This is a genomic window from Flavobacterium sp. (assembly GCF_043780635.1).
GTDB lineage: Bacteria > Bacteroidota > Bacteroidia > Flavobacteriales > Flavobacteriaceae > Flavobacterium.
In genome coordinates this window covers 1-25101 of the sequence record NZ_JAYWCK010000069.1, presented here as the reverse complement: position 1 = coordinate 25101, position 25101 = coordinate 1, and the positions used below count along the sequence as shown (strand labels likewise).

Here is a 25101-nt window from a genome sequence, read left to right as displayed (position 1 = left end):
CGTTGAAATCCGTGTCTTTGCTTTAGCAAATCGGCGTTTATCGGCGTTCCAAAAAACAAAATATGAAAATCAATTTCAGAAACATAATTGCCTTTGCCTTATTTCTAACTTTCCAATTTTCTTTCGCCCAAAAGAAGGGAGAAAACATTGGAACAGAAGTCGTAAATGTGGTAAAACCATACACGCCAACAATTTCTGATGCCTTCAAGGTAAAAGAAACTCCCGTTCTTGACGACGAAGGAAATGTCAAAAAAGAAACCATAAAATACAATATTTTTTCTTTTCCGGTAGCATCTACTTTTACACCATCTAAAGGAAAAGCTGAAGTTGTTGAAAAAGAAAAACCAGTTCATTTGTTTAATAATTACGCCACTTTTGGAGGTGGAAACTACGGAATATTCAACGCGGAACTATTCGTGAATCAAGATCTCGGTGCAACTAATTATGTGGGCGGAATGTTTCGTCATCTTTCGTCACAAGGTGGAATCAAAGGGGTAGAATTAACCGATTCTTTTTATGACACTTCGATTGATTTGACTTATGGAATTCACGAAAATGATTTATCTTGGAATTTGGATTTGGGTTACCAAAATCAAATTTACAATTGGTTCGGATTGCCAGTAGGTTTTGGCAGCTCATTAACGTCAAATGACAGAGCTAATTTGGTAAACGGAATAAATCCGCAGCAAAGCTATAACAGCATTTATTTGGGCAGTAAAATTGAGCTTAATGAAAACATTATAAAAGAAGCGAGTGTGAAATTCAATCATTTTTCGGATGCTTTTGGCTCTTCAGAAAATAGATTTTTTGTGAAACCTTCTTTGGAATTCAACATCAGCGACAAGGCAATAAAAACGAATATTATTGTGGATTATGTTGGCGGAAGCTTCAAAAAAGAATATTGGAACACAAATCCTATAAAATACGGATATACTAATTTTGGAATTGCTCCAAGTTTTGCAATGCAACAAGACGATTTGACTTTGAATATTGGTGTTGGCCTGTTTTACAGTATGGATAAAGAAGGTAAAAACGATAAATTTTTAATTTATCCACAGATTAATGCTTCCTATAAAGTGGTGGGTGATTTGATGATTTTTTATGCTGGAGCAGAAGGGAATTTGGAACAGAATACCTATATGGATTTTGTTAGTGCAAATCCTTATTTATCACCTACATTGAACATTACGCCAACAGATAAACAATATGATATTTTTGCCGGTTTGAAAGGAAAATTGACCAATAGTGTGAGTTATAATATTCGTGGTTCTTATGTAAATGAAAGAAATAGAGCGCTGTTTAAAAGCAATGATTTTACCGAAAATAACACTAATGAAGATTATGCTTTTGGGAATTCCTTCCAAGTGGTTTATGATGACATGAAAACCGTGAGTTTTTATGGGGAATTAAAAGCCGATTTTTCAGATGATGTGACATTTGGAATTGATGGAACTTTTAGTAGTTATGCAAATAATTTTCAAGCTGAAGCCTGGAATTTACCGGCAATAAAGTTGAACGCAAAAATTGATTTCAATATCACCAAAAAATGGTATGCTGGTGCAAATGTGTTTTATGTTGGAGAAAGAAAAGATCAAAAATTGAACACGGATATAGTTTATGTTGTGGCTCCAAGTCCAATTACATTAGACAGTTATTTTGATGTAAATGCGCATTTAGGATTCAAATACAGTGACAGATTAACTGCTTTTTTAAGAGCCAATAACATTACGAACAAATCGTATCAAAAATGGTTAGATTATCCGGTTCAGGGATTTCAGGTAGTTTTAGGCGCGAATTATAAATTTGATTTTTAGATCTTGCCACAAAGCCACAAAGGCGCAAAGTTTTATTTGTTCTTTTGTGATAAAACAAATATTATTTTCTTTTTCTTTGCGACTTAGCGTCTTCGTGGCAAAAAAATATGACTTTCAAACAAAAAATACACCAGCATTATCTCCAACTAGTCCAAGACAGAATTGATGTTTTCAAGGATATGATTGTAGCTTTGACCGAAGATTCAAAGAATGATGCCAAAGGTTCGGCCGGTGACAAACACGAAACGGCTTTGTCTATGATGCACATCGAGCAGGAAAAACTCAATCACAAATTGAAAGAAGTTCTTACTCAAAAAGCTATTTTAGATAAAATTGACTCAACCACAATTGCCAAAACCATCATCGTCGGAAGTTTGGTCAAAGCCAATGGAATTTATCTTTATTTGAGTGCAGCACTTCCTAAAATTGCGGTTGAAGAAATTAATGTAATAGCACTTTCTCCCCAATCTCCTTTGGGAAATAAATTAATGGGAAATGAAATTGGATTTTCGTTTGAAATTAATGGAACGAAGTATTTGATTGAGAGTATTGAATAGAAATCCCTATCATCTGTGCCCTCTTTTCTTGAACAGACTAGTATTTCAAAATAGTTTTCCAATATCAAAAATCAATTCAAACATAATGTTAAATTGATATCTTCTTTCACAAAATACTGTCGAAATCATTAAAATAAAACATCATTCCCTCATAAAACTTTCGTAATTTTGCCGACTTAAAAGTTTGACTTTAAAACGAAACGAAATTATGAACAAAACAATGACAGTCGACATCTTGTCGAGTATTAAAGGAGCACAGCCCTCAGAGTCCGTGAACCAATTATTTGAGGTGATTAAAAATGCAATTCCAACAAATAATAATGCTGCAAATAATGTCAATCATAATTGTGTGTCTGTGAGTAATTTAAGAGATGATGTTGTGATAGAGAGTTCGGCTATGGAGAAACAAATAATTTTGGAAAACTTCCCGAACAAGAAAAATGGTTTTTTAGTTGTTGCTAAAGTTATAGAAGGATAAAAAAATGGATTCTCAAATAAAAAAAATACACCAACAATTGGTGTCAAAACAAATAACTTGCACCGCTTTGGTACAAGAAAAATTAGATTTACTTAAGCAAAACACTTACAACTCTGTAAATTCTTTGTTAGATACTTTGGCACTTGATTTAGCTGCTAAAGTGGATGCTAAAATTGCAAATGGGGAAACAATAGGTTTGTTAGAAGGAATTCCTTTTGGAATTAAAGATGTATATATGTTGCAAGGAACTTATGCTACGGCAAGTTCTGATTTGTTAAAAAACTATAAATCACCTTACACGGCTACTGCAATTCAAAAATTATTGGATGCGGGTGCTATTCCGTTAGCAAAAGAAAACTGTGATAGTTTTGGTCACGGTTCTTCAAGTGAAAACACCATTTTTGGAGCTGTAAAAAATGCTATCAATCCAGAATTAGTTGCAGGAGGTTCAAGCGGTGGATCTGCGGTTAATGTTGCCAAAGAATATACTGCGTTTTCTATTGGTGGCGATACGGGCGGTTCTATTCGTCAGCCTGCTGGATACAATCATATTTACGGTTTTAAACCAACTTACGGAAGGATTTCTCGATTTGGATTGATGGCTTATGCGTCTTCTACAGATTGCGTGGGTCCATTGGCAAAATCGATTGAAGATATTCGAATTGTGTTAAATGTAATAAGTGGAAAAGATCTAAAAGATCAAACTTCAATTACTTCAACAGAAATAAGTGAAGAAGCAATTGCAGCTTCAGCTGTGAAAACAATTGGGTATTTCAAAAACTTTATTGAAAGTGATGCAATTGATAGTCAAATAAAAGCCGATTTCTTAGCCACTATCGAAAAACTGAAAACCAAAGGAATTGCGGTAAAAGAATTGGATTTTTTCAAATCGGATATTTTAGTTTCAACTTATTATACGTTGGCAATGGCGGAAACTGCTTCTAATTTATCTCGTTTAGACGGAACTAACTACGGAAACCGTATTGAAGCGGAGAATTTAATCGAAACCTATGCTGTTACCCGTTCTGAAAACTTTTCAGAAGAAACAAAACGTAGAATTGTAGGTGGAAACCAAGTATTATCACAAGGTTTTTCAGATGAAATATATTTAAAAGGATTAGCTTTAAGGGATCAAATTTCGGAGAACTTCAGTAAAGATTTTAAGGAAGTTGATATTATTTTATCACCAGTTACACCAAGCACTCCGCCTAAAATTGGAGACAGTTTAAAAGATCCTTTGGCTATGTATTTATCAGATGCTTACACAGTTGGTTTTAGTTTAGGGCAATTGCCAACTTTAACCGTGCCACAAGGAACAAGTACAGGATTGCAGATTACGGCAGCAAAAAATAATGATGAATTAGTGTTGCAATTTGCAAACTTCTTAAAAGATACAATATAATGGAATTGGAGCAATTAACTGCGGCTATAAAAGCCCACGATTTAGAATTGGTAATCGGACTGGAAACTCACGTTCGATTGAATACCAAAACCAAGTTGTTTTGTTCTTGTCCAAATCAAGAAATTGAAACACCTAACGAAAATATATGTTCGGTTTGTACTGGACAAATGGGCGTTTTACCCGCATTAAATAAAGAAGCAATTGTAAAGGCTATTTATTTTGGAAAAGCGGTGGGTTCATCATTTAGTAATGAAGTAATATCATGGGATAGAAAACATTACGAATATCCAGACAATCCAAAAAATATACAAATCACGCAATTTCACAATCCAATAATTCCCGACGGACAAGTGTCTTGTTATAGAAATGATGGTTCTCAATTTACTGTGAATTTAACCCAGGTTCATATTGAAGAAGATGCTGCAAAGTTGATGCACGAAAAGAAGATTTCTTTAGTCGATTTTAACAAAGCAGGTGTTCCATTGATCGAAATTGTTACAGATCCTTGTATTAGAAATATTGAAGACGCTTCAACTTACGCGCAATACATTCAACGGATTGTTCAAAACTTAGGAATCTCTGAAGCGAATTTGGAGAAAGGAGAATTCAAATCGGATGTTTCTGTGTCTTTACGCAAAAAACATCATTATGAATTAAATCCAAGAACGGAGATTAAAAACTTGAATTCGTTTAAGTTTATGGTCGAAGCTTTGAAAGAAGAAGTAGAAAAACAATTCAATTATTATATTGAGCATAAAGAATTTAGACCTGACCAGACTACGGTTTTGTGGGATGCTGATTTGAAGCAAACCAAAGTAATGCGTAAAAAAGAATTTGAAGCGGATTATCGTTTTATTTCGGAACCGGATTTGCCTTTTGTAAACATAAAAGCGGAGATTGAAGCGATTAAAGTCGATACAAGTGCCTTGCCTTACGCTGTGGAATCTATTTTGATAAACGGCGGTGTTTTGCCTCAAGACGCTAAATTTTTTACTGCAGATAAGTTGCGTTCACAAATATTTATAACTATAAATAAAGAAATTAAAGACCCTTCGTTTGTTGCTAAAACATTGGCTAACAATATAAAGGCTGAGGACTATGCTAAAATCAATAATATTGATCACTTAATAGAAATTTTCAAATTATTTAAAGCGGAGAAAATCACAGCGGTTCTGGTTCAAAATGGAATTACGGGTTATTTAAAAGATCGAACTTTTGACTACAACAAGTACTTTGAAGACAATACTATTTCAGAAGATAAAATTCAAGAAGTTATAGCAACCGTAATTTCAGAAAATGAGGCTGTTGCCAATGATATTAAAGCTGGAGACCAAGGAAAAGCTGGTATTTTAGTAGGTAAGGTTTTGGCAATAATTGGAAAAGGAGCCAATGGAAAAGTAATTCGCCAAATTATTTTAGATACATTAGGAGCTGCTGCTGTTTTAGAAAATAAGCAATCATTTGAAAAGGTTTCCACAGAAACAATTATAGAGAATAAAGAAATTCAAGAAGAATCACTTCCTGAAATTCCTATTATTATAAAAGATACCTATAGAACGCATAAAATTTCACAATTATCCGATTCAACCATTCAAGAAGAAGTGATGTTGTCGGGTTGGGTTGCTAGTGTTCGGGACCACGGTGAATTAATGTTTATTGATTTGCGTGATTCAAGTTATGAAATTTTTCAAGTACGAATCAGTAGGGAATCATTTCCTAACATTGATGAGTTAGTGAAATTGAAACCAGAATCTGTTATTTCCGTAACTGGAATTGTTGTTGGACGTCATGAGGATGATTATAATGCAGGTTTACGTACCGGTAAAATTGAATTGGAAACTTCGGTATTGGAGATTTTAAACTTATCGAAAACATTGCCTTTTGAAATCAAAAGAGCGGCAAAAACAAACGAAGCAATTCGTTTTCAATACAAGTTCTTAGATCATAGAAATGAAGAAGTACGAAGAGCGATTGTAAACCGTCATAAAGTAATTAAATTATTGCGTGACATTTTAGATGAGGAAGAGTTTTTAGAAATTGAAACCCCAATTTTAAGTGCAGGAACCGATGAAGGAGCACGTGAATTTATTGTTCCTACTCGTAAAGGTTCAGGTTTGTTTTATACGCTTCCACAAGCGCCACAGCAGTTCAAACAGATGTTGATGGTAAGTGGTTATGAAAAGTATTTCCAAATTGCGCGTTGTTTTAGAGATGAAGACTCTCGTGGAGATCGTCAACCCGAATTTACTCAATTGGATATGGAAATGGCTTACGCCAGTATGCAACAAATTATAGATTTAAACACAAAAATGTTTAATGAAGTGGTTAAGAAAATATATGGCAACAAATGGATTTTGCGTCCGTTTGAAGTGATTACCTACAAAGATGCTATGGATTTCTATGGTTGTGACAGACCCGATTTGCGTTATGGCTTAAAAATGCAAGACATTACAGATATTGTAAAAGAAACCACTTTCCAAGTTTTTAGTAAACCTATTGAAGAAGGTGGAATTGTAAAATGTATCAAGGTTTCTGCTAAAGAGCAAGGAAACAAACGTATGTCTAAAGGTCAAATCGAAAACCTTACTGCAATTGCACAACAGCACGGTTTAGGTGGATTGGCTTATATTATTGTAAATGAAGATGAGTTACAATCTCCAATTATTAAGTTTTTAGGGGAAGATATTGCTGCAGGAATTATAAAAGTTACCAATGCGCAAGTAGGGGATATCGTTTTCTTCTCGGCGGCAGATTATGCAACGGCTAACAAAGCTTTGGATGCCGTTCGCCAAGAAATGGGTAAAATATTGCACTTAATTAATCCGAAGGAATTACGTCCGGCTTGGGTTATTGATTTTCCAATGTTTGAAAAAACGGATGAAGGAAGATGGACCTTTACACACAATCCTTTCTCGATGCCAGCCATTTATGATTTGCAAAAGCATATGAATGGTGTTGATGAAGAAATAGGAACGATTATCGCACAACAATACGACATAATCTTAAACGGTTACGAAATTGGTGGAGGTTCAGTTCGTGCACATAAATCGGAAATTCTGGAAGCAACTTATAGAAATATGGGTTACAATAAAGAAGAAATGATGAAGAGTGTTGGAACTATGTACAAAGCTTTTCAATACGGCGCACCACCACACGGAGGAATTGCTTGGGGAATCGATCGTTTGATGATGATTTTGGAGAAAAAAGCATCTATTAGAGAGGTTATGGCTTTTCCAAAAACAGGTTCTAGTGAAGATTTATTATTTGGCGCACCGTCTCTTTTATCAGATAAAAAGGTGGAAGAAATGAATGTGAGGATTATGAGAAAATAGATTGGATTATATTATCTTAAACCATTTAAAAACGTTCTCAATTTGAGAGCTTTTTTTTTAGTCTTAAATCTTAAGATTTAAACTACAATACGTTTATTTATTCTCATTATAAACTAAGAAAAATTATACAAAAAATTAATTAAAAGTGTTTTTTTTTTTAGTTTTGATGTGATTTAAATTCCAAATATAAACTATTATCTTATGAAACTTATTAAAATTTATTTGTTGTTTTTTACTCTATTTGCTTTGGCACAGGAAAATAATAACTCTACTTTATATCATTTGGAAAATAGAAAAGGAAAGCTGTTTTTGGGGGTTGGGTCAGAATACAGAATAACACCAAAATATAATGGAGCAGCTTCGTCATTAAATAATGTTTATACTGAAATAGATATCCAAAATACAGGTGCTGCATTTAATTATAATTTAAGTTATTTTGCATTAAAGAACTTGAGTTTAAACTTTGAGCATTCTGTTAGATATAATTTTTTGATGTACAATAGAGATATTTCTGGAGGAGCTAAAAAAGCTGAAAAAACGATGATTATGGACTATAATTTTTATGTCGATTATTATTTTCCTATTAATGAAAAAAGTCAACTTTTTGCAAGAGTTGGTATTTCATTGTTTAACAGAGGGACTAATTATTCTGGAGAAACATTTGTTTATGATTCAAATGGCAATGTGGCTGGACATTATATAAATTCTGGAACATTTCAATATGAACCGATGATTTATGCTGTAGGTTATAGTAGGGATAAATTAAAATTAATAGCTGGAGTTTACACTTCTTCGGAAACTCCTTATTTTCAGTCTAGTAACAGCCTAACAATTCCGTATTTAAAATTAACTTATACACTTTGTAAGTTGTAAATTTTAAATAATAATTGGAATTATTTCATTTTTCAAATTTCCAAAACGGCATTTTAAATGTTTATTTTGGGAATTTGTTTTTTTAGGTTAGTTTCTCTTCTTTAGAAATTGATTTTTTCTATTGTCATTACTATCGAAATTGACACTCTTTTGTTAATAACTTACCAACTTATAACCTTATTTTGTCCTTAAATTCACTCGCATTTTTATATATTTGCGTGTTATACAAAAAATACATTTTTAGAGTAAATTCATATGAGCGACGAAATTAAAAAGAACAATTATTCAGCAGATAGTATTCAGGCATTAGAAGGAATGGAGCACGTAAGAATGCGCCCTTCAATGTACATTGGAGATGTAGGTGTTCGTGGGCTACATCATTTAGTTTATGAGGTTGTAGATAACTCCATTGATGAAGCAATGGGTGGTTATTGTGATACCATTAGAGTGGATATTAATGAGGATGGATCAGTTACCGTTGAAGACAACGGACGTGGAATTCCAGTTGATATACATAAAAAAGAAGGTGTTTCAGCACTTGAAGTTGTAATGACTAAGATTGGTGCGGGAGGAAAATTCGACAAAGATTCTTATAAAGTTTCTGGTGGATTGCACGGTGTTGGGGTATCTGTAGTGAATGCACTGTCTAAACATTTGAGAGCTACAGTTCACAGAGACGGAAAAGTCTATGAGCAAGAATACGAAAGAGGAAAATCTCTTTATCCTGTAAAACAAATTGGCGAAACTACTAAAAGAGGAACTATAGTTACTTTTTATCCAGACCCAGTTATTTTCACTCAAACAGTTGACTTTACTTACGATACTTTATCGTCAAGAATGCGTGAATTGTCTTTTCTTAACAAAGGAATAACAATTACTTTTACGGATAAAAGAGAACTGGATAAAGATGGAAATTTTGTTTCAGAAATTTTCCATTCTACTGAAGGTTTAAAAGAATACGTTCGTTATTTGGATGCCAATCGGGAACCAATTATTTCTCACGTAATCTCAATGAATTCTGAAAAAGGGGAAGTTCCGGTTGAGGTTGCCTTAATTTACAATACGAGTTATACTGAGAATATTTTTGCCTACGTAAATAACATCAATACTCACGAAGGAGGAACGCACTTACAAGGTTTTAGAACTGGATTAACCAGAGCCTTGAAGAAATATGCAGATGCTTCTGGAATGTTGGATAAATTGAAATTCGAAATTGCCGGAGATGACTTCCGTGAAGGACTTACGGCTATTATTTCGGTAAAAGTTTCAGAACCACAATTCGAAGGTCAGACCAAAACAAAATTAGGAAATAGGGAAGTAGTTGCACCGGTAAGTCAAGCGGTGAGCGAAATGATTGAAAATTATTTGGAAGAAAATCCAAATGATGCTCGAATAATTGTTCAAAAAGTGATTCTTGCTGCCCAGGCTCGTCACGCTGCCAAAAAAGCACGCGAAATGGTACAACGCAAAACCGTAATGGGTGGTGGCGGTTTGCCAGGAAAACTATCCGATTGTTCTGAGCAAGATCCTTCAAAATGTGAAGTTTATCTTGTCGAGGGAGATTCGGCTGGAGGAACAGCAAAACAAGGTCGTGACCGTGCTTTTCAAGCTATTTTGCCTTTAAGAGGTAAGATTTTGAATGTGGAGAAAGCGATGCATCACAAAGTGTTTGAAAACGAAGAGATTCGAAATATATTTACGGCACTTGGAGTAACTGTTGGAACAGAAGAAGATAGTAAAGCCTTGAATATTTCAAAATTGCGTTACCATAAAGTAATTATTATGTGTGATGCCGATGTCGATGGTAGTCACATTTCTACTTTGATTTTAACATTCTTCTTCCGTTTTATGAAAGAATTGATTGAAGAAGGACATGTATATATTGCAGCTCCTCCTTTATATTTAGTGAAAAAAGGAACCAAAAAAGAATACGCCTGGACTGAAGATCAACGTGATCAAGCTAATGCAAGAATGGGCGGAAGCGCAGCAATTCAACGTTATAAAGGTCTTGGAGAGATGAACGCGGAGCAATTATGGGAAACCACAATGAATCCAGGTTTCAGAACTTTACGTCAGGTAAATATTGATAGCCTTGCCGAAGCTGACAGAGTTTTCTCTATGCTAATGGGGGATGAAGTACCACCACGAAGAGAATTCATCGAGAAAAATGCAGTTTATGCCAATATTGATGCTTAATTAAAAAAGAATGCCCTAGCCCCGATAGTAGTGAAAATCCCACGCTTTTTTGCGTGGATTGTAACGGATAGCGGGATTAGCTTTAAATAAAAAACAACAACAAAACAACATAAAATGAAAGTTACAATAGTAGGAGCGGGAAATGTGGGAGCATCTTGCGCAGATGCGATTTCTTATAGAGGAATTGCGAGTGAAGTAGTATTATTAGATATTAGAGAAGGTTTTGCCGAAGGTAAAGCAATGGATATTTCTCAATGTGCTACCAATACAGGTTTTAATACCAAAGTATCTGGTGTAACCAATGATTATTCAAAAACAGCGAATAGCGATGTAGTTGTTATTACTTCTGGGATTCCAAGAAAACCAGGAATGACTCGTGAAGAATTAATTGGCATCAACGCAGGAATTGTAAAAACAGTTGCTGATAATGTTTTGACACATTCTCCAAATGCAATTATTGTTGTAGTTTCAAATCCTATGGATACAATGACATACTTGACATTGAAAGCTACAGGTTTGCCAAAAAACAGAATTATAGGGATGGGAGGAGCACTTGATAGCTCACGTTTTAGATATTATTTGTCAAAAGCATTAGACAAATCACCTAACGATATTTCTGCAATGGTTATCGGTGGTCACGGAGATACAACAATGATTCCATTGACAAGATTGGCTTCTTATAATGGTATTCCGGTTTCTGAATTCCTTTCAGAAGAAGAATTAGTTAAAGTTGCTGCTGACACAATGGTAGGTGGAGCTACTTTAACTGGACTTTTAGGAACATCAGCTTGGTATGCACCAGGAGCTTCAGTAGCATATTTAGTGGATAGTATCTTGAATGACCAAAAGAAAATGATTGCTTGTTCTGTTATGTTAGAAGGTGAATATGGCCAAAGCGATATATGTATCGGCGTTCCCTGTATCATCGGTAAAAACGGAATTGAAGAAATCCTTGATATTAAATTAAGTGATGCTGAAAAAGCGGCTTTCGCCAAAAGTGCAGATGCAGTTCGAAATATGAATGCTGACCTAAAATCGGTTTTAGCATAATAATTTCGGTATAAAATAGAGAAGACTGCACTTTTGCAGTCTTTTTTTTGACATTAATCAATAAATAAATTGGTTAATCTTTGCGTTAATTATATATTTGCTCGGTCAAAAAATGATGAGATAAATCATAATGTTTTATTTTTAGCCAAAAATAGAGGTTATGTCTTATTTTACAAGGGTTGAAACCAAAAAAAAATACAATAAACAATTAATTTTTAGTAATAATGCAGAATAAAGGACTTATTAAATTTTTCGCAATTCTATTTGCATTGGTAAGCATTTACCAACTTTCGTTCACTTTCGTTTCTAGCAAAGTCAAAAACGATGCAAAAACGTTTGCTAATGGAAATCCTCAGAAAGAATTAAAATATTTGGATTCCATAGGAAAAGAAAATGTTTTCAATCTTGGATTTACCAATTTTACTTTCAATGAAGTAAAAGACAAGCAAATCAATAAAGGTCTTGACTTAGAAGGTGGTATTAACGTGATATTGCAAATATCTGTAAAAGATGTTTTGAAAGGATTAGCTAATAATTCTAAAAACCCGGTTTTCAATAAATCGTTAGCTGATGCAACTGCAAACCAAAGAGGAAATCAAGCCTATATTGATGCCTTTTTCGAAGCATTTGATGCCAATTCTAAAGGAACTGTAAAACTTGCTTCTCCAGATATTTTTGCAAACAGAACTATGCAAGGTGAAGGCGGAATTGATTTTCAAATGACCGATGCTGAAGCTCAAAAAGTAATTCGTAAAAAAGTAGACGAATCAGTTGATAGTGCTTTTGGAGTTTTAAGAAAACGTATAGATCAATTTGGTGTAACTCAACCTAATATTCAAAAATTAGGAAATTCAGGTCGTATCCTTGTGGAACTTCCAGGTGCAAAAGACGTGGATCGTGCTAAAAAATTATTATCAAGCACGGCTCAACTTCAATTTTGGGAAACCTACAAAATAGATGAAATTGGTAATTTTTTGATGGCTGCAAATGAAGCCTTGAAAAAAACCGAAATCAAAACTCCAGAGGTTAAAGCAGTTGTTAAAGATACTTTGAGTGCTTTATTAACTGATAAAAAAGATTCATCTGCTACTAAAAAAGGGAACAATCCTATACTTGATAAAATTATTCAACAAGGTGGTGGACCAGTTTTGGGTTTATTTTCACCAAAAGATACTGCAGTTGTTGGGGGTTATTTAAGAAGAGCCGACATAAGAGTTTTATTGGCTGCAGATCAGCGTTATGCAAAATTTGTTTGGGGAAAACCAACCACACTTAAAGATCCTAAAGGAAAAGAAATCGATGCTGTTGAATTATATGCCTTAAAAGGAAATAGAGACAATATGGCATCAATGGGTGGCGGTGTTGTTACTGATGCTAAAGATTCATTCGACCAATTGGGAAAACCTTCTGTGACGATGCAAATGAATGGTCAAGGAGCAAAAGCTTGGGAAGAATTAACTGGAAGAGCTTTTACTCAAAAAAGCAATATTGCCATTGTTTTGGATAATATTGTGTATTCTGCACCAGGTGTTTCTAGCGGTCCAATTTCAGGAGGAAGATCAGAAATTTCAGGTTCTTTTGAAATTTCAGAAACCAAAGATTTAGCCAATGTATTGAGAGCGGGTAAACTTCCTGCAGCGGCCGATATTGTTCAGTCAGATGTAGTTGGGCCATCTTTGGGTCAGGAAGCGATTGATAATGGCACTAATTCAGCTCTTTTAGGGTTGTTGTTAGTGTCACTTTGGATGATGATTTATTATGGAAAAGCAGGTTGGTATGCAAATGTTGCATTAGCAGTCAACTTATTATTCTTGTTCGGAATTTTGGCAAGTTTAGGTGCTGTGTTGACTTTGCCAGGTATTGCTGGTATTGTTTTGACAATGGGTACTGCTGTAGATGCGAATATCATTATTTATGAAAGAGCAAAAGAAGAACTACGTTCCGGAAAATCACTTGAAGAGGCTGTAAAAACATCCTACGGATGGAAAGGGGCTATGCGATCTATTGTAGATGCAAACGTTACCCACATTTTAACTGGTGGTGTGTTGTTTATTTTTGGTTCAGGACCAATAAAAGGATTTGCAACTACATTGTTAATTGGTATCATTACCTCTTTGTTTACCTCAATCTTTATTGCAAGAATCTTTATTGATTGGACTATAAGCAAAAATAATAAATTGTCATTTGTAACTAATTTTTCTAAAAATTTCTTTACAAATTTCCACTTCGATTTCTTGAAAATTAAGAAATGGACCTATGCATTTTCTGCACTTGTAACAATCGTGAGTATTTATTCATTAGCTACAAATGGGTTGGATCAAGGTGTCGACTTTGTTGGAGGAAGAACCTTCCAAGTTCGTTTTGAAAAACCTGTTGAAGCTGAAGTAGTAAAAGCAGAATTAGCAAAAGTTTTTGATGGTAGTGCCGAAGTAAAGGTTTTTGGTAAAGACAATCAATTAAAAATTACTACAAAATATAAAGTACAAGAGCACGGAATACAGGCAGATCAAGAAGTGAACAAATTGTTGTATGATAATTTAAAAAAATACTATTCTGCAGGATTAACGTATGATAAATTTGTAAATGCCTATGACGGAAAAACATTAGGTGTTTTACTAGCCTCGAAAGTAGGGCCAACAATTGCCGAAGATATTAAAACTAATGCATACTGGGCAGTACTTGGTGCAATGCTTATAGTAGGTTTATATTTGATAATCAGTTTTAGAAAATGGCAATACAGTTTAGGTGCGATTGCGGCTGTAATACACGACGTTATTTTCGTATTGGGAATTTACTCTTTGTGTTATAAATTTATGCCTTTTGGTATGGAAATAGACCAACACTTTATTGCTGCGATTCTTACTGTTATAGGTTATTCGATGAATGATACCGTAATTGTATTTGACAGGGTTCGTGAATTTTTGGATGGTAAAAAAGCCAAAGGAAATTTCAATAGCATTGTAAACCAATCTATTAATAGCACAATGTCTAGAACTATTAATACGTCATTAACAATGATTATGGTGTTATTGATTATGTTTATTTTTGGTGGTGATTCAATACGTGGATTTATCTTCGCAATGCTTATAGGTATTATCGTGGGAACTTACTCTTCATTGTTTATTGCAACTCCTGTTTTGTGTGATACAATGTCTGAAGAAGAGCATAAAAAAATTGAACGTGAGCATAATGTTTAAAATGGATTAGATTTTATATAAATTATACGAAAGACCCGAATTTTATTCGGGTCTTTTTTTTGTACAAAAACTTTTCTATTATAGGATATTTTTTTTCTAAGTGGACAATAATTATATAATTAGTTTTGTTGAAGAGTCAAATTTTATATATTTACGAAATATTGCTATAATTCCCCCAGATTTTAAAGCAACCTAAAACCTATAATTATGAAAAATTTTTTCAGGTCTTTCGTCTTTCTGTTTTTGATAACTGCTTTTTTGAATACAAATGTTTTAGCTAAAAGCAGTATCAACGGTAATGCAAGTATGAGTCTTGTTGCCGCTCCTATAGTAACTACTCCAGTATATTTATGTCAATTTAGTGTTGCAGTTCCATTAACAGCTACACCTTCGGTAGTTGGTGCAACCCTGAAATGGTATACAGCATTAACTGGGGGAGTGGCATTACCAGGAGCGCCTACGCCAATCACCACGACTGTGGGAACAACAACGTATTATGTTACTGAAACACCTCTTTTGGGTGTTGAAAGTACTCCTCGAACTCCAATTAAAGTGGATGTGGTTGCTAATGATAATCAAACTATTTCATTTATTGATTGCGTTTACAACAAAACTCAATTAAATTCGATATATTTTGATTGGGCAAACATTCTAAATCATCCTGCTAATGCATATAACTATAGTTATTCTATCCAAGGAGGCCCATCAGTTCTTGGAAATGCAAACAATTCATCAGTCGAAATATTTAATGTATTACCAGGTCAATCTGTTACTGTAACTATTATTTCTGTCGTCGGATTTCCTTGCGTCCCAGTAAATTCCAAAACTTGTAGTTTACCTTGTGTTACAATGACTACACCAACATTTGCAATACCAACAACCTATTGCATAAATGATATTGTAGTTTTACCCACAACTTCAACTAATAGTCCTTTTATAACTGGAACCTGGAGCCCCTTTCCAGTTGATACTTCAACAATGGGTACAACAACATATACTTTTACTCCAGACCCAATTTCATTTCCTTGTGCATTGACTACAAAATTGAGTCTATCGGTAGAACCCATAGAACCTGATTTTACCGATTTTTCAATCTGTTCTGGAGATCCAGTACTTATTTTAAGTAATTTATCAAATAATGGAATTACTGGAACTTGGAGTCCCACCAATACAGTTGATACATCAATATTAGGGATAGGGACTTTTCCTTTTACTTTTATTCCAACTCTAGGTCAACCTTGTACACCAACTAATAAAACAATAAATGTTACTGTAAATTCCTCAAACGCAATTTTAAACTTGAATTGGACAGTTACAGAAGCTTTTGCAAAAAATCAAATAGTCACAGTAACAGATCCAGTTGGGGCTAATTATTTATATCAAATGGATTCTGGACCATTTCAAACTAGTCCAGTTTTCGAAAATGTAGCTTCAGGAATTCGTTCTATTACCGTAAAGGATATAAATGGTTGTAGTGAGTTGACTGACAATAATGTTTTGGTGATTGGCTATCCTAAATATTTCACTCCAAATGGTGATAATCATAATGAAATGTGGAATATTCCAACTCTTAGCGATCAATTGAATGCAAGAATTTATATATTTGATCGATATGGTAAATTATTGAAAGATATTAGTCCTAAAGACCCTGGTTGGGACGGAACGTATATTGGTCAGCCAATGCCTGCAGACGATTATTGGTTTACTGTAGAATATGTTGAACAAAGTATTGTCAAAAAATACAAATCACATTTTTCTTTGAAGAGATAAAATAAAAAAGCTTCCAATTTTGGAAGCTTTTTTTATTGAGTTTTGTTATCGTAAATCTATAAGTGGACAGGTTTTTCAGCAGTAAATACAAAATACAATCCGATTAATATAAATGGGATGCTAAGCCATTGTCCTGTTGAAAATAATCCCAAAGCACTTTCAAAACCACCTTGACTTTCTTTTACATACTCCACAACAAAGCGCACGGTCCATAAAAGCACTAGAAAAAGACCAAATAAATAACCTGATTTTTCTCTAGCATTTGTTTTCCAATACAAGAAAAACAAAATGGCAAATACAAAAATATAGCAAAAAGCTTCATATAATTGCGCTGGATGTTTAGCCGGAACCTGAAAAAGTAATTCAGCATATTTAGGGTCAGTGGCAATGGCGTGATATGCTTCTTTTGGAGTAGTTAATTGGGTTGCATTTACGGCATCTTTTGGCGTGAAATAGTCTCTAATAAATTTTATTCCAAATTGTGAATCAGTTTCTTTTCCAACAATTTCTGAATTGAAAAAATTTCCTAATCTCACAAAAATAGCTCCACTTGATACTGGAACAACTATTCTGTCTAAAATCCATAACAGAGGTTTCTTCAATATATTTTTGCTGAAATAATACATTGTGATTATTATGGATATTGCAGCTCCATGACTTGCCAATCCTTGGTAACCTGTAAATTCAAAATTTGGAGTAAAGCGGAATGGTAAAAATATTTCTAATAAATGATTGCGATAATATTCCCAATCATAAAACAAAACGTGACCCAATCGAGCACCAATCAATGTGGATAAAACTATCCAAATAAATAATGAATCCAGTTTATCTATAGGTTCATTTTCACGTTCGAATATGTTTTTCATAATGTACCAACCCAGTCCAAAAGCAATCACAAACATCAGGCTGTAAAAACGAATTACAAAAAAACCTAAATCAATTCCTTCTGATGGATTCCAAACTATGTTTAATGCGTGTGTCATTATTTTTTATATTTATTGTAAAAATACATTTTTTGTTTTGAGTTTCAATATTTTTTATTGATGGTTGTGATTGCATTTCTTTGGTGGAACAGGATCATATCCTGTTTTACCCCAAGGATGGCAACTCAAAATTCTTTTTACTCCTAAAAAACCACCATAAAATAGACCGTGTTTTTGTAATGCTTCAATCATATAACTCGAGCAAGTAGGTTCAAATCTGCAAGCTGATGGTGTAAAAGGGGAAATCGCAGTTTGATAAAACCGAACCAAAAATACAAAAGGGAATATAAGAATTTTTGATAACATAATTTTTATAGTAACAATCCACTATCGAATTACTGAACACTAAAAGTAGTTCCCTCTTTACCATCTTTCAATTGAATTCCCAAAGCAATCAATTGATTTCTTATTTGGTCTGACATTGCGAAGTCTTTATTGGCTCTGGCTTCATTTCGCATGACAATTAGCATATTGACTACACCTTCTAGTTTTTCGTTGTTGCTCTCTACTGATTTTTCATCTTTTAGACCCAAAACATCAAAAACAAAAGATTGTATCAAATTGCTAAATAGTTGCAAATCTTCAGATGTAAGTGCGGCCGAATTATCATTTAATAAATTAATAAAGCGAATGCCTTCAAACAAATTGGCAATTAAAATAGGAGTGTTAAAATCATCGCTCATTGCTTCATAACAACTTTGTATCCATTCAGATACTGAAAAGGAAGAAGTAGTATTTGGCTGAATAGTTGCAAGCAAATTTACACCTTCTAGCAATCGATTTAATCCTTTTTCACTTGCTAACATTGCCTCGTTTGAAATATCTAAAACACTTCGATAATGAGCTTGTAAGAAACAAAAACGGACTACATTAGGTTGGAATTTCTTTTCAAAAAAAGAATTTTCTCCTGAAAGCAATTCCATTGGTAATATGTAATTTCCAGTCGATTTGCTCATTCGCAAACCATTCATTGTAAGCATATTGGTGTGCATCCAAATATTTACTGGAGAAGTCCCATTGCATGCTTTCCCTTGAGCCACTTCGCATTCGTGATGTGGAAATTTTAAATCCATTCCACCTCCGTGAATATCAAATCGTTCTCCTAAATATTTTGTACTCATCGCAGTACATTCTAGATGCCATCCAGGAAAACCTTCGCCCCAAGGAGAGTTCCAACGCATAATATGTGCCGGTGAAGCATTTTTCCATAAAGCAAAATCTTGAGGATTTTTCTTTTCGTTTTGACCGTCTAAATCACGGGTATTGGCAAACAATTCATCAATATTGCGATGACTCAATTCACCATAGTTGAATCCTTTTTTATTGTATTCAAAAACATCAAAATATACAGAACCATGAGTTTCGTATGCGAAACCATCGGCAATTAGTTTTTGGATAAGTTCTATTTGTTCAATGATATGGCCAGTAGCTGTAGGTTCGATTGTAGGGGCTAAAAAATTAAATTTTTCTAAAACCTGATGAAAATCGACAGTATATTTTTGCACAACTTCCATTGGCTCCAATTTTTCTAGCCGAGATTGTTTTACAAAACGGTCGTTTTCTACATTTCCGTCATCAGTTAAATGTCCTGCATCTGTGATGTTTCTAACATAACGTGTTTTGTAACCTAAATGTAAAAAATATCTGAAAATTACATCAAAAGACATAAAAGTTCTTACGTTTCCAAGGTGTACATTGCTATAAACCGTTGGGCCACAAACATACATTCCGACATTTCCTTCATGGATTGGCTTGAAAATTTCTTTTTCTCCCGAAAGAGTATTGTATATTTTTAAGGTTTGGGATTTGTATAAAGGCATAAAATTTATGATTTGTAATTTTGACGATTATGGAAATCACCAATTAAACAATAATTAGAATTTTGTATCTAACTTAATATATTCCAAAAGTTCTCTGCGAGTTTGCTCATTTTTAAATTTACCTCCAAATTCTGAGGTCACAGTACTACTTTCAATGTCTTTTATTCCTCTCGAATTAACACATAGATGTTTTGCATCGATGATGCAGGCAACGTCTTCGGTGTTAAGCGCGATTTGAAGCTCTTGAACAATTTGCATTGTTAAACGCTCTTGAACCTGAGGTCTTTTAGAATAATATTCAACAATTCGATTTATTTTTGAAAGACCAACAACTCTACCACTAGATATATAGGCTACATGAGCTCTTCCGATAATTGGTAATAAATGGTGCTCACAAGTTGAATATACCGTGATGTTTTTTTCAACAAGCATTTCACCATATTTGTAATTGTTTTCAAAAGTGGATGCACCTGGTTTTTTTGCAGGATTCAACCCTCCAAAAAGTTCTTTCACAAACATTTTTGCTACTCGATTTGGAGTTCCTTTTAAGCTGTCGTCTGTCAAATCCATTCCAAGAGTTTTCAGAATATTTTCAACATCTTTTTTTATTCTTTCAATTTTTTCATCATCAGAAATATCAAAAGCATCGTCTCTTACAGGATTTTTTGCAGAGGAACTAATATGATTGTTTCCTATTTCGTCCTGAAATTCTTCGTTGTTTATCATTAAAAGTTACAATTATTGTGTGTAATATATAGGGTGCAAAGATAATTAATTAAAGCTAAAGAATTTCTAAAGGGTTTAATAATTAATCTGATAAATTGTAATCGATGTATAGTTCGGTTTTTTGAATTTTTCTATTTCGAATTATAAACTGGAATTGCAACTTTTAAGATTTGTACAGCCTTGATTAGATCTTCTTTTTTCAAAACATAAGCAATTCGCACTTGATTAACTCCAACTCCCGGAGTCGAATAAAACCCTGCTGCTGGAGCAACCATTACGGTTTCGCCATTCAAATCATAACTCTCTAAAAGCCATTGAGCAAAATCGTCGGCATTGTCAACAGGAAGTTGAGCGATACAATAGAAAGCACCTTTTGGTTTAGAAACTATTACGCCATCAATTTTGTTTAGCTCATCAATAAGCGTGTCTCTGCGTTCTCGATATTCCGAAATTACTTCATCAAAATAGCTTTGTGGGGTATCAAGAGCGGCTTCACTGGCAATTTGTTCAAATGTTGGCGGACTTAATCTCGCTTGTGCAAATTTCATCGCGGTCGTCATTACTTCCTTATTTTTTGAAACAATACAGCCAATTCTGGCACCACACATGCTGTAACGTTTAGAAACGGAATCAATCATTATGGTATGTTCTTCAAGACCGGCAATATTCATAACAGAATAATGAACATCACCATCATAAGTAAATTCACGATAGACTTCATCTGAAATCAAAAATAAATCGTGTTTTTTGACCAAAGCGGCCAGTTGTATAATTTCTTCTTTCGAATATAAATATCCCGTTGGATTTCCAGGATTGCAAATAAGAATAGCTTTAGTTTTTGGGGTAATTAATTTTTCAAAAGCAGCAATTGGAGGCAAAGCAAACCCTGTCTCAATGGTTGAAATTACCGGAACTACAGTAACACCGGAGGCAGTTGAAAAACCTAGATAATTAGCATAAAAAGGCTCTGGAATAATGATTTCATCTCCATAGTCCATTGTAGTTCCCATAGCAAATAACAAAGCTTCAGAACCTCCTGTGGTGATAATTATATTTTCTAAATTTACGGCTACATTATGAGCAATATAATACTGTGACAATTTTCTTCTATAACTTTCAAAACCAGCAGAATGACTGTATTCCAATACTTTAACGTTGTTATTTTTCACAGCATTTAGGGCAACTTCAGGGGTTTTTATATCAGGTTGACCAATGTTTAAATGATATACTTTGTGTCCTTTCTTCTTTGCAATTTCTGAATAGGGAACTAGTTTTCGTATAGGAGATTCAGGCATTTGTTTGCCTTTGTTTGATATTTTTGGCATAGCTTCATTTATTGAGATGCAAATTTGCGATTTTTTTTAAAATTAATGTAACTAAAGGGTGTAATTATTGTCAAATAAATATTTATAATTGATATTTTCAGTAATTTTATAGGAACGATTTACAATGAAAAAAATAGTTATTTTATTTTCCTTATTTCTAATTAGCTTTCCTGTTTTGGGACAGGAAGGTTTCGTGCTCGGAAAAGGGGTTGATAAAGTAATTATTCCTTTCAAATTCATCAATAATTTAGCTTTTGTTCCCATAAAGGTAAATGGAGTTGAGTTGAACTTCTTATTGGATTCCGGTGTAGAAGAAACGATTCTTTTTAGTATGGAAGACAAGAAAGAGGTCAGTTTTTCTAATGTAGAAAAAATAGCCTTGAGAGGTTTGGGAAGCGAAGAATCAATTGAGGGATTGAAATCTACCAACAATATATTGGAAGTAAAAGGGTTGAAATCTCCAAATCACCTGTTATACATCGTTTTAGACCAAAGTTTTAACTTATCATCTCACATAGGAATTCCCGTGAATGGCATTATTGGGTATAATTTTTTGAAAAATAATTTAGTGGAAATCAATTACATAAAAAAACGAATTACAGTTTATAGGGATAATGAAAAAAACAGAAAAAGAGTAGAAAAAGAATTCCAAACGGTTCCTATCACTATCGAAAGATCAAAACCCTATATTGCTAGCAGTATAGTTGTAAATTCCATCGAAATTCCGGTAAAGTTATTAATAGACATAGGCAATAGTGATGCAATTTGGCTCTTCGAAAATATTAAAAAATCAATAAAAATACCAACGAAAAATTTTGATGATTATCTTGGGAAAGGGTTTAGCGGCGACGTTGAGGGAAAAAGAGCACAGATAACAAAATTTACACTTTCAAAATTCGATTTTCATAATCCCATTATTGCTTTCCCGGATTCGACTTCGATAAAAAATGTTAAGATGGTGAAGGATCGTGCAGGCTCCGTAGGGTCAGAAATTTTAAAAAGATTTTACATAGTTTTTGATTATCCAAACCAAAAGATGTTTTTAAGGAAAAACGGTAATTTCAATACTCCATTTAGTTATAATAAAAGCGGTGTCGAATTGCAACATTACGGTTTGCAATGGGTTCAGGAAACGGTGCATTTAGAAACTGTTCCAATAATAGTAGGTGATGCAGTTGAAGTTAGAAGAAATAATGCAGATAATAATTTTAAATACAAATTTGTTTTAAAACCTATTTATATAATCGCAAATGTTCGAAAGAATTCTCCGGCTGCAATAAGTGGGTTACAAAAAGGAGATATAATCGTCAAGATTAATGATAAGCCTGGATATGAATTTACTTTGGAAAAAATAAATTCGTTATTGAAATCTGAAGAAGAAAATTGGATAAACTTTGAAGTAGAAAGGGATAGCCAAATTCTAAAGTTTAAATTTCAATTGCTAAATGTATTATAACAAAAACGCTTCTAGAAGTGAATCAAGAAGCGTTTTTTAACTTTATTTAGTGTTATTCAGCAATAACGTCACCTTTTATTTTCAAAGGAATTCTTCCGCCTTCATAATTTACTGCATTCGATTCGACAGTAATGGTTTTTCTGATTGGACCTGCTTGCATATTATATTTAATATCTATTTTCCCTGTTTTCCCTGGCATAATTGGCTCATTTGGCTTTGTTGGAACTGTACAACCACAAGTTGAAAGAACGTTGCTAATAATCAAAGGAGCATCTCCAGTGTTGGTAAATTCAAAAGAGCGAACACCATTGTCGTTTTTCTTGGTAACGGTACCATAATCTATTGTATTGTCTTTTGCTTTAAATTCAATTTTAGGACCATTTTGGGCAAAACTAATACTGCTTAACAATACAATTGCTATTAAAGTAATTATCTTTTTCATTTCAAAATTTTTTATAAGTAAATATACTTTTTTTAATTACAGAGACAAATTTTTATTTCCCTTTTTATACTGTACTTAATTATTTACTTTTGTTCCCAATTAGAATTACAAAAATCAGACCAAAGCTAAATTTTGGTTGTAACAGTTGCTTTTTATGACAATTCCTGCTCAATTTGACGCCAAAACCATTGAAAATAAGTGGTATGAATACTGGATGAAGAATAATTATTTTCATTCGGAACCGGACCACAGAACACCATTTACCATTGTAATTCCTCCTCCTAATGTAACTGGAGTTTTGCATATGGGGCATATGTTGAACAACACCATTCAAGATGTTTTGATCAGAAGAGCACGTCTTAAAGGGTTTAACGCTTGTTGGGTTCCTGGAACAGATCACGCATCTATTGCAACGGAAGCCAAAGTAGTCGCCAAACTGAAAGCTGAAGGAATCAACAAAAATGATTTAACACGCGAAGAGTTTTTGGCACACGCTTGGGAGTGGACTGACAAATATGGTGGCGTAATTCTGGAACAACTCAAACAATTGGGTTGTTCTTGCGATTGGGACAGAACAAAATTCACGATGGATCCTGATATGTCAGCTTCCGTGATTCGTTCTTTTGTGGATTTATACAACAAAGGCTTGATTTATCGCGGGTATCGAATGGTAAACTGGGATCCGGAAGCCAAAACTACTTTGTCTGACGAAGAAGTAATTTATGAAGAACAACAAGGAAAATTATATTTCCTAAAATATAAAATCGAAGGAAGTGAAGACTTTTTGACAGTAGCTACAACGCGTCCCGAAACTATTTTTGGTGACACCGCTATTTGTATTAATCCAAATGACGAACGTTTTGCTCATTTAAAAGGCAAAAGCGCCATTGTGCCCATTTGCGGTCGTGTGATTCCAATTATCGAAGATGAATATGTTGATATCGAATTTGGAACCGGTTGCTTGAAAGTAACTCCTGCTCACGATATGAACGACAAAGCGTTGGGCGAAAAACACAATTTGGAGATTGTCGATATTTTCAATGAAGACGCTACTTTGAATAGTTTTGGATTGCATTATCAAGGAAAAGATCGTTTCGTTGTTCGTGCCGAAATTGCTCACGAATTGGAAAACAGTGGAGCTTTGGCAAAAACGGAAGCTTACTTAAACAAAGTAGGAACTTCCGAAAGAACCAAAGCCGTAATCGAACCTCGTTTGTCAGACCAATGGTTCTTGAAAATGGAAGATTTGGTAAAACCGGCTATAAAATCTGTTTTGGTTGACGGAGAAATTAAATTGCATCCAAAACGGTTTGAAAATACGTATGCACACTGGTTGAATAATATTCGTGACTGGAATATCTCGCGCCAATTGTGGTGGGGACAACAAATCCCTGCCTATTTCTACGGCGATGGAAAGGAAGATTTCGTTGTCGCTGAGAACATTGAAGACGCTTTGGCATTAGCCAAAGAAAAAACTTCTAACTCCCAACTTCTAACTTCCGACTTAAAACAAGATGTTGACGCACTCGACACTTGGTTTTCGTCTTGGCTTTGGCCAATGTCTGTTTTTGGTGGAATTATGGACCCTGAAAACGAAGATTTCAAATATTATTATCCAACGAATGATTTAGTTACCGGTCCAGATATTTTGTTTTTCTGGGTGGCGCGAATGATTATTGC

At 34.0% G+C, this 25101-nt stretch carries 18 protein-coding genes; 12 read left to right on the top strand and 6 right to left on the bottom strand.

Features of this window, described 5'->3' with window-relative positions; genetic code table 11:
* The first annotated feature begins 62 nt into the window (after nucleotides 1-62).
* The 10 genes from ACH2BV_RS06210 (at nucleotide 63) to ACH2BV_RS06165 (ending at nucleotide 16669) form a co-directional block, all read left to right on the top strand.
* Nucleotides 63-1814 (top strand): TonB-dependent receptor, encoded by a 1752-nt coding sequence (locus tag ACH2BV_RS06210; RefSeq protein ID WP_395049862.1) that lies wholly within the window; start codon nucleotides 63-65, stop codon nucleotides 1812-1814.
* A 107-nt stretch (nucleotides 1815-1921) separates the two neighbouring features.
* Nucleotides 1922-2371 carry a hypothetical protein gene (locus tag ACH2BV_RS06205; protein ID WP_395049861.1) on the top strand — a complete coding sequence of 150 codons (450 nt, stop codon included), beginning with the start codon at nucleotides 1922-1924 and terminating at the stop codon, nucleotides 2369-2371.
* A gap of 208 nt (nucleotides 2372-2579) precedes the next feature.
* Nucleotides 2580-2849, top strand: coding sequence for a hypothetical protein (locus tag ACH2BV_RS06200; RefSeq protein ID WP_395049860.1), 270 nt, complete (start codon nucleotides 2580-2582; stop codon nucleotides 2847-2849).
* A 4-nt stretch (nucleotides 2850-2853) separates the two neighbouring features.
* Nucleotides 2854-4251 carry an amidase family protein gene (locus ACH2BV_RS06195; RefSeq protein ID WP_395049859.1) on the top strand — a complete coding sequence of 466 codons (1398 nt, stop codon included), beginning with the start codon at nucleotides 2854-2856 and terminating at the stop codon, nucleotides 4249-4251.
* Nucleotides 4251-7583, top strand: a complete 3333-nt coding sequence (gene gatB/aspS, locus ACH2BV_RS06190) for a bifunctional amidotransferase subunit GatB/aspartate--tRNA ligase AspS (RefSeq protein WP_395049858.1) — start codon at nucleotides 4251-4253, stop codon at nucleotides 7581-7583. The genes ACH2BV_RS06195 and gatB/aspS overlap by 1 nt, the downstream gene beginning before the upstream one ends.
* Nucleotides 7584-7784: 201 nt before the next feature.
* Nucleotides 7785-8456, top strand: a complete 672-nt coding sequence (locus ACH2BV_RS06185) for a hypothetical protein (RefSeq protein WP_395049857.1) — start codon at nucleotides 7785-7787, stop codon at nucleotides 8454-8456.
* Nucleotides 8457-8711: 255 nt separating this feature from the next.
* Entirely contained in the window at nucleotides 8712-10652 is a 1941-nt protein-coding gene (gene gyrB / locus ACH2BV_RS06180) for a DNA topoisomerase (ATP-hydrolyzing) subunit B (protein ID WP_395049856.1), read from the top strand.
* A gap of 114 nt (nucleotides 10653-10766) precedes the next feature.
* Nucleotides 10767-11702, top strand: coding sequence for a malate dehydrogenase (locus ACH2BV_RS06175; protein ID WP_395049855.1), 936 nt, complete (start codon nucleotides 10767-10769; stop codon nucleotides 11700-11702).
* Nucleotides 11703-11926: 224 nt separating this feature from the next.
* Entirely contained in the window at nucleotides 11927-14899 is a 2973-nt protein-coding gene (secDF, locus tag ACH2BV_RS06170; RefSeq protein WP_395049854.1) for a protein translocase subunit SecDF, read from the top strand.
* A 207-nt stretch (nucleotides 14900-15106) separates the two neighbouring features.
* Nucleotides 15107-16669, top strand: coding sequence for a T9SS type B sorting domain-containing protein (locus tag ACH2BV_RS06165; protein ID WP_395049853.1), 1563 nt, complete (start codon nucleotides 15107-15109; stop codon nucleotides 16667-16669).
* Between the two features lie 56 nt (nucleotides 16670-16725).
* Here the strand turns inward: ACH2BV_RS06165 and lgt are convergent, their stop codons facing one another.
* The 5 genes from lgt to ACH2BV_RS06140 all read right to left on the bottom strand — a co-directional run bounded on the left by lgt (nucleotide 16726) and on the right by ACH2BV_RS06140 (nucleotide 21523).
* Nucleotides 16726-17652, bottom strand: coding sequence for a prolipoprotein diacylglyceryl transferase (gene lgt, locus ACH2BV_RS06160; protein WP_395049852.1), 927 nt, complete (start codon nucleotides 17650-17652; stop codon nucleotides 16726-16728).
* Nucleotides 17653-17706: 54 nt separating this feature from the next.
* Nucleotides 17707-17958, bottom strand: coding sequence for a membrane protein insertion efficiency factor YidD (gene yidD, locus ACH2BV_RS06155; protein WP_395049851.1), 252 nt, complete (start codon nucleotides 17956-17958; stop codon nucleotides 17707-17709).
* A 29-nt stretch (nucleotides 17959-17987) separates the two neighbouring features.
* Nucleotides 17988-19472, bottom strand: a complete 1485-nt coding sequence (gene cysS, locus ACH2BV_RS06150; protein ID WP_395049850.1) for a cysteine--tRNA ligase — start codon at nucleotides 19470-19472, stop codon at nucleotides 17988-17990.
* Nucleotides 19473-19526: 54 nt separating this feature from the next.
* A complete protein-coding gene (gene folE, locus ACH2BV_RS06145; protein ID WP_395049849.1) occupies nucleotides 19527-20198 on the bottom strand; it encodes a GTP cyclohydrolase I FolE in 672 nt (223 codons plus the stop codon).
* 131 nt (nucleotides 20199-20329) lie between these two features.
* Nucleotides 20330-21523, bottom strand: coding sequence for a pyridoxal phosphate-dependent aminotransferase (locus ACH2BV_RS06140; RefSeq protein ID WP_395049848.1), 1194 nt, complete (start codon nucleotides 21521-21523; stop codon nucleotides 20330-20332).
* A gap of 124 nt (nucleotides 21524-21647) precedes the next feature.
* Here ACH2BV_RS06140 and ACH2BV_RS06135 point away from each other — a divergent pair, with 124 nt between their 5' ends.
* A complete protein-coding gene (locus ACH2BV_RS06135; protein WP_395049847.1) occupies nucleotides 21648-22979 on the top strand; it encodes an aspartyl protease family protein in 1332 nt (443 codons plus the stop codon).
* A gap of 52 nt (nucleotides 22980-23031) precedes the next feature.
* Here the strand turns inward: ACH2BV_RS06135 and ACH2BV_RS06130 are convergent, their stop codons facing one another.
* Nucleotides 23032-23421, bottom strand: coding sequence for a DUF1573 domain-containing protein (locus ACH2BV_RS06130; RefSeq protein ID WP_395049846.1), 390 nt, complete (start codon nucleotides 23419-23421; stop codon nucleotides 23032-23034).
* Between the two features lie 154 nt (nucleotides 23422-23575).
* Here ACH2BV_RS06130 and ACH2BV_RS06125 point away from each other — a divergent pair.
* A partial coding sequence (locus tag ACH2BV_RS06125; protein WP_395049845.1) for a valine--tRNA ligase occupies nucleotides 23576-25101 on the top strand: 1526 nt, incomplete at its 3' end.

Bases quoted from the DNA above. Each gene is read 5' to 3' on its own strand.
- ACH2BV_RS06210 (WP_395049862.1), top strand. From the start codon at position 63: ATGAAAATCAATTTCAGAAACATAATTGCCTTTGCCTTATTTCTAACT.
- ACH2BV_RS06205 (WP_395049861.1), top strand. From the start codon at position 1,922: ATGACTTTCAAACAAAAAATACACCAGCATTATCTCCAACTAGTCCAA.
- ACH2BV_RS06200 (WP_395049860.1), top strand. From the start codon at position 2,580: ATGAACAAAACAATGACAGTCGACATCTTGTCGAGTATTAAAGGAGCA.
- ACH2BV_RS06195 (WP_395049859.1), top strand. From the start codon at position 2,854: ATGGATTCTCAAATAAAAAAAATACACCAACAATTGGTGTCAAAACAA.
- gatB/aspS (WP_395049858.1), top strand. From the start codon at position 4,251: ATGGAATTGGAGCAATTAACTGCGGCTATAAAAGCCCACGATTTAGAA.
- ACH2BV_RS06185 (WP_395049857.1), top strand. From the start codon at position 7,785: ATGAAACTTATTAAAATTTATTTGTTGTTTTTTACTCTATTTGCTTTG.
- gyrB (WP_395049856.1), top strand. From the start codon at position 8,712: ATGAGCGACGAAATTAAAAAGAACAATTATTCAGCAGATAGTATTCAG.
- ACH2BV_RS06175 (WP_395049855.1), top strand. From the start codon at position 10,767: ATGAAAGTTACAATAGTAGGAGCGGGAAATGTGGGAGCATCTTGCGCA.
- secDF (WP_395049854.1), top strand. From the start codon at position 11,927: ATGCAGAATAAAGGACTTATTAAATTTTTCGCAATTCTATTTGCATTG.
- ACH2BV_RS06165 (WP_395049853.1), top strand. From the start codon at position 15,107: ATGAAAAATTTTTTCAGGTCTTTCGTCTTTCTGTTTTTGATAACTGCT.
- lgt (WP_395049852.1), bottom strand. From the start codon at position 17,652: ATGACACACGCATTAAACATAGTTTGGAATCCATCAGAAGGAATTGAT.
- yidD (WP_395049851.1), bottom strand. From the start codon at position 17,958: ATGTTATCAAAAATTCTTATATTCCCTTTTGTATTTTTGGTTCGGTTT.
- cysS (WP_395049850.1), bottom strand. From the start codon at position 19,472: ATGCCTTTATACAAATCCCAAACCTTAAAAATATACAATACTCTTTCG.
- folE (WP_395049849.1), bottom strand. From the start codon at position 20,198: ATGATAAACAACGAAGAATTTCAGGACGAAATAGGAAACAATCATATT.
- ACH2BV_RS06140 (WP_395049848.1), bottom strand. From the start codon at position 21,523: ATGCCAAAAATATCAAACAAAGGCAAACAAATGCCTGAATCTCCTATA.
- ACH2BV_RS06135 (WP_395049847.1), top strand. From the start codon at position 21,648: ATGAAAAAAATAGTTATTTTATTTTCCTTATTTCTAATTAGCTTTCCT.
- ACH2BV_RS06130 (WP_395049846.1), bottom strand. From the start codon at position 23,421: ATGAAAAAGATAATTACTTTAATAGCAATTGTATTGTTAAGCAGTATT.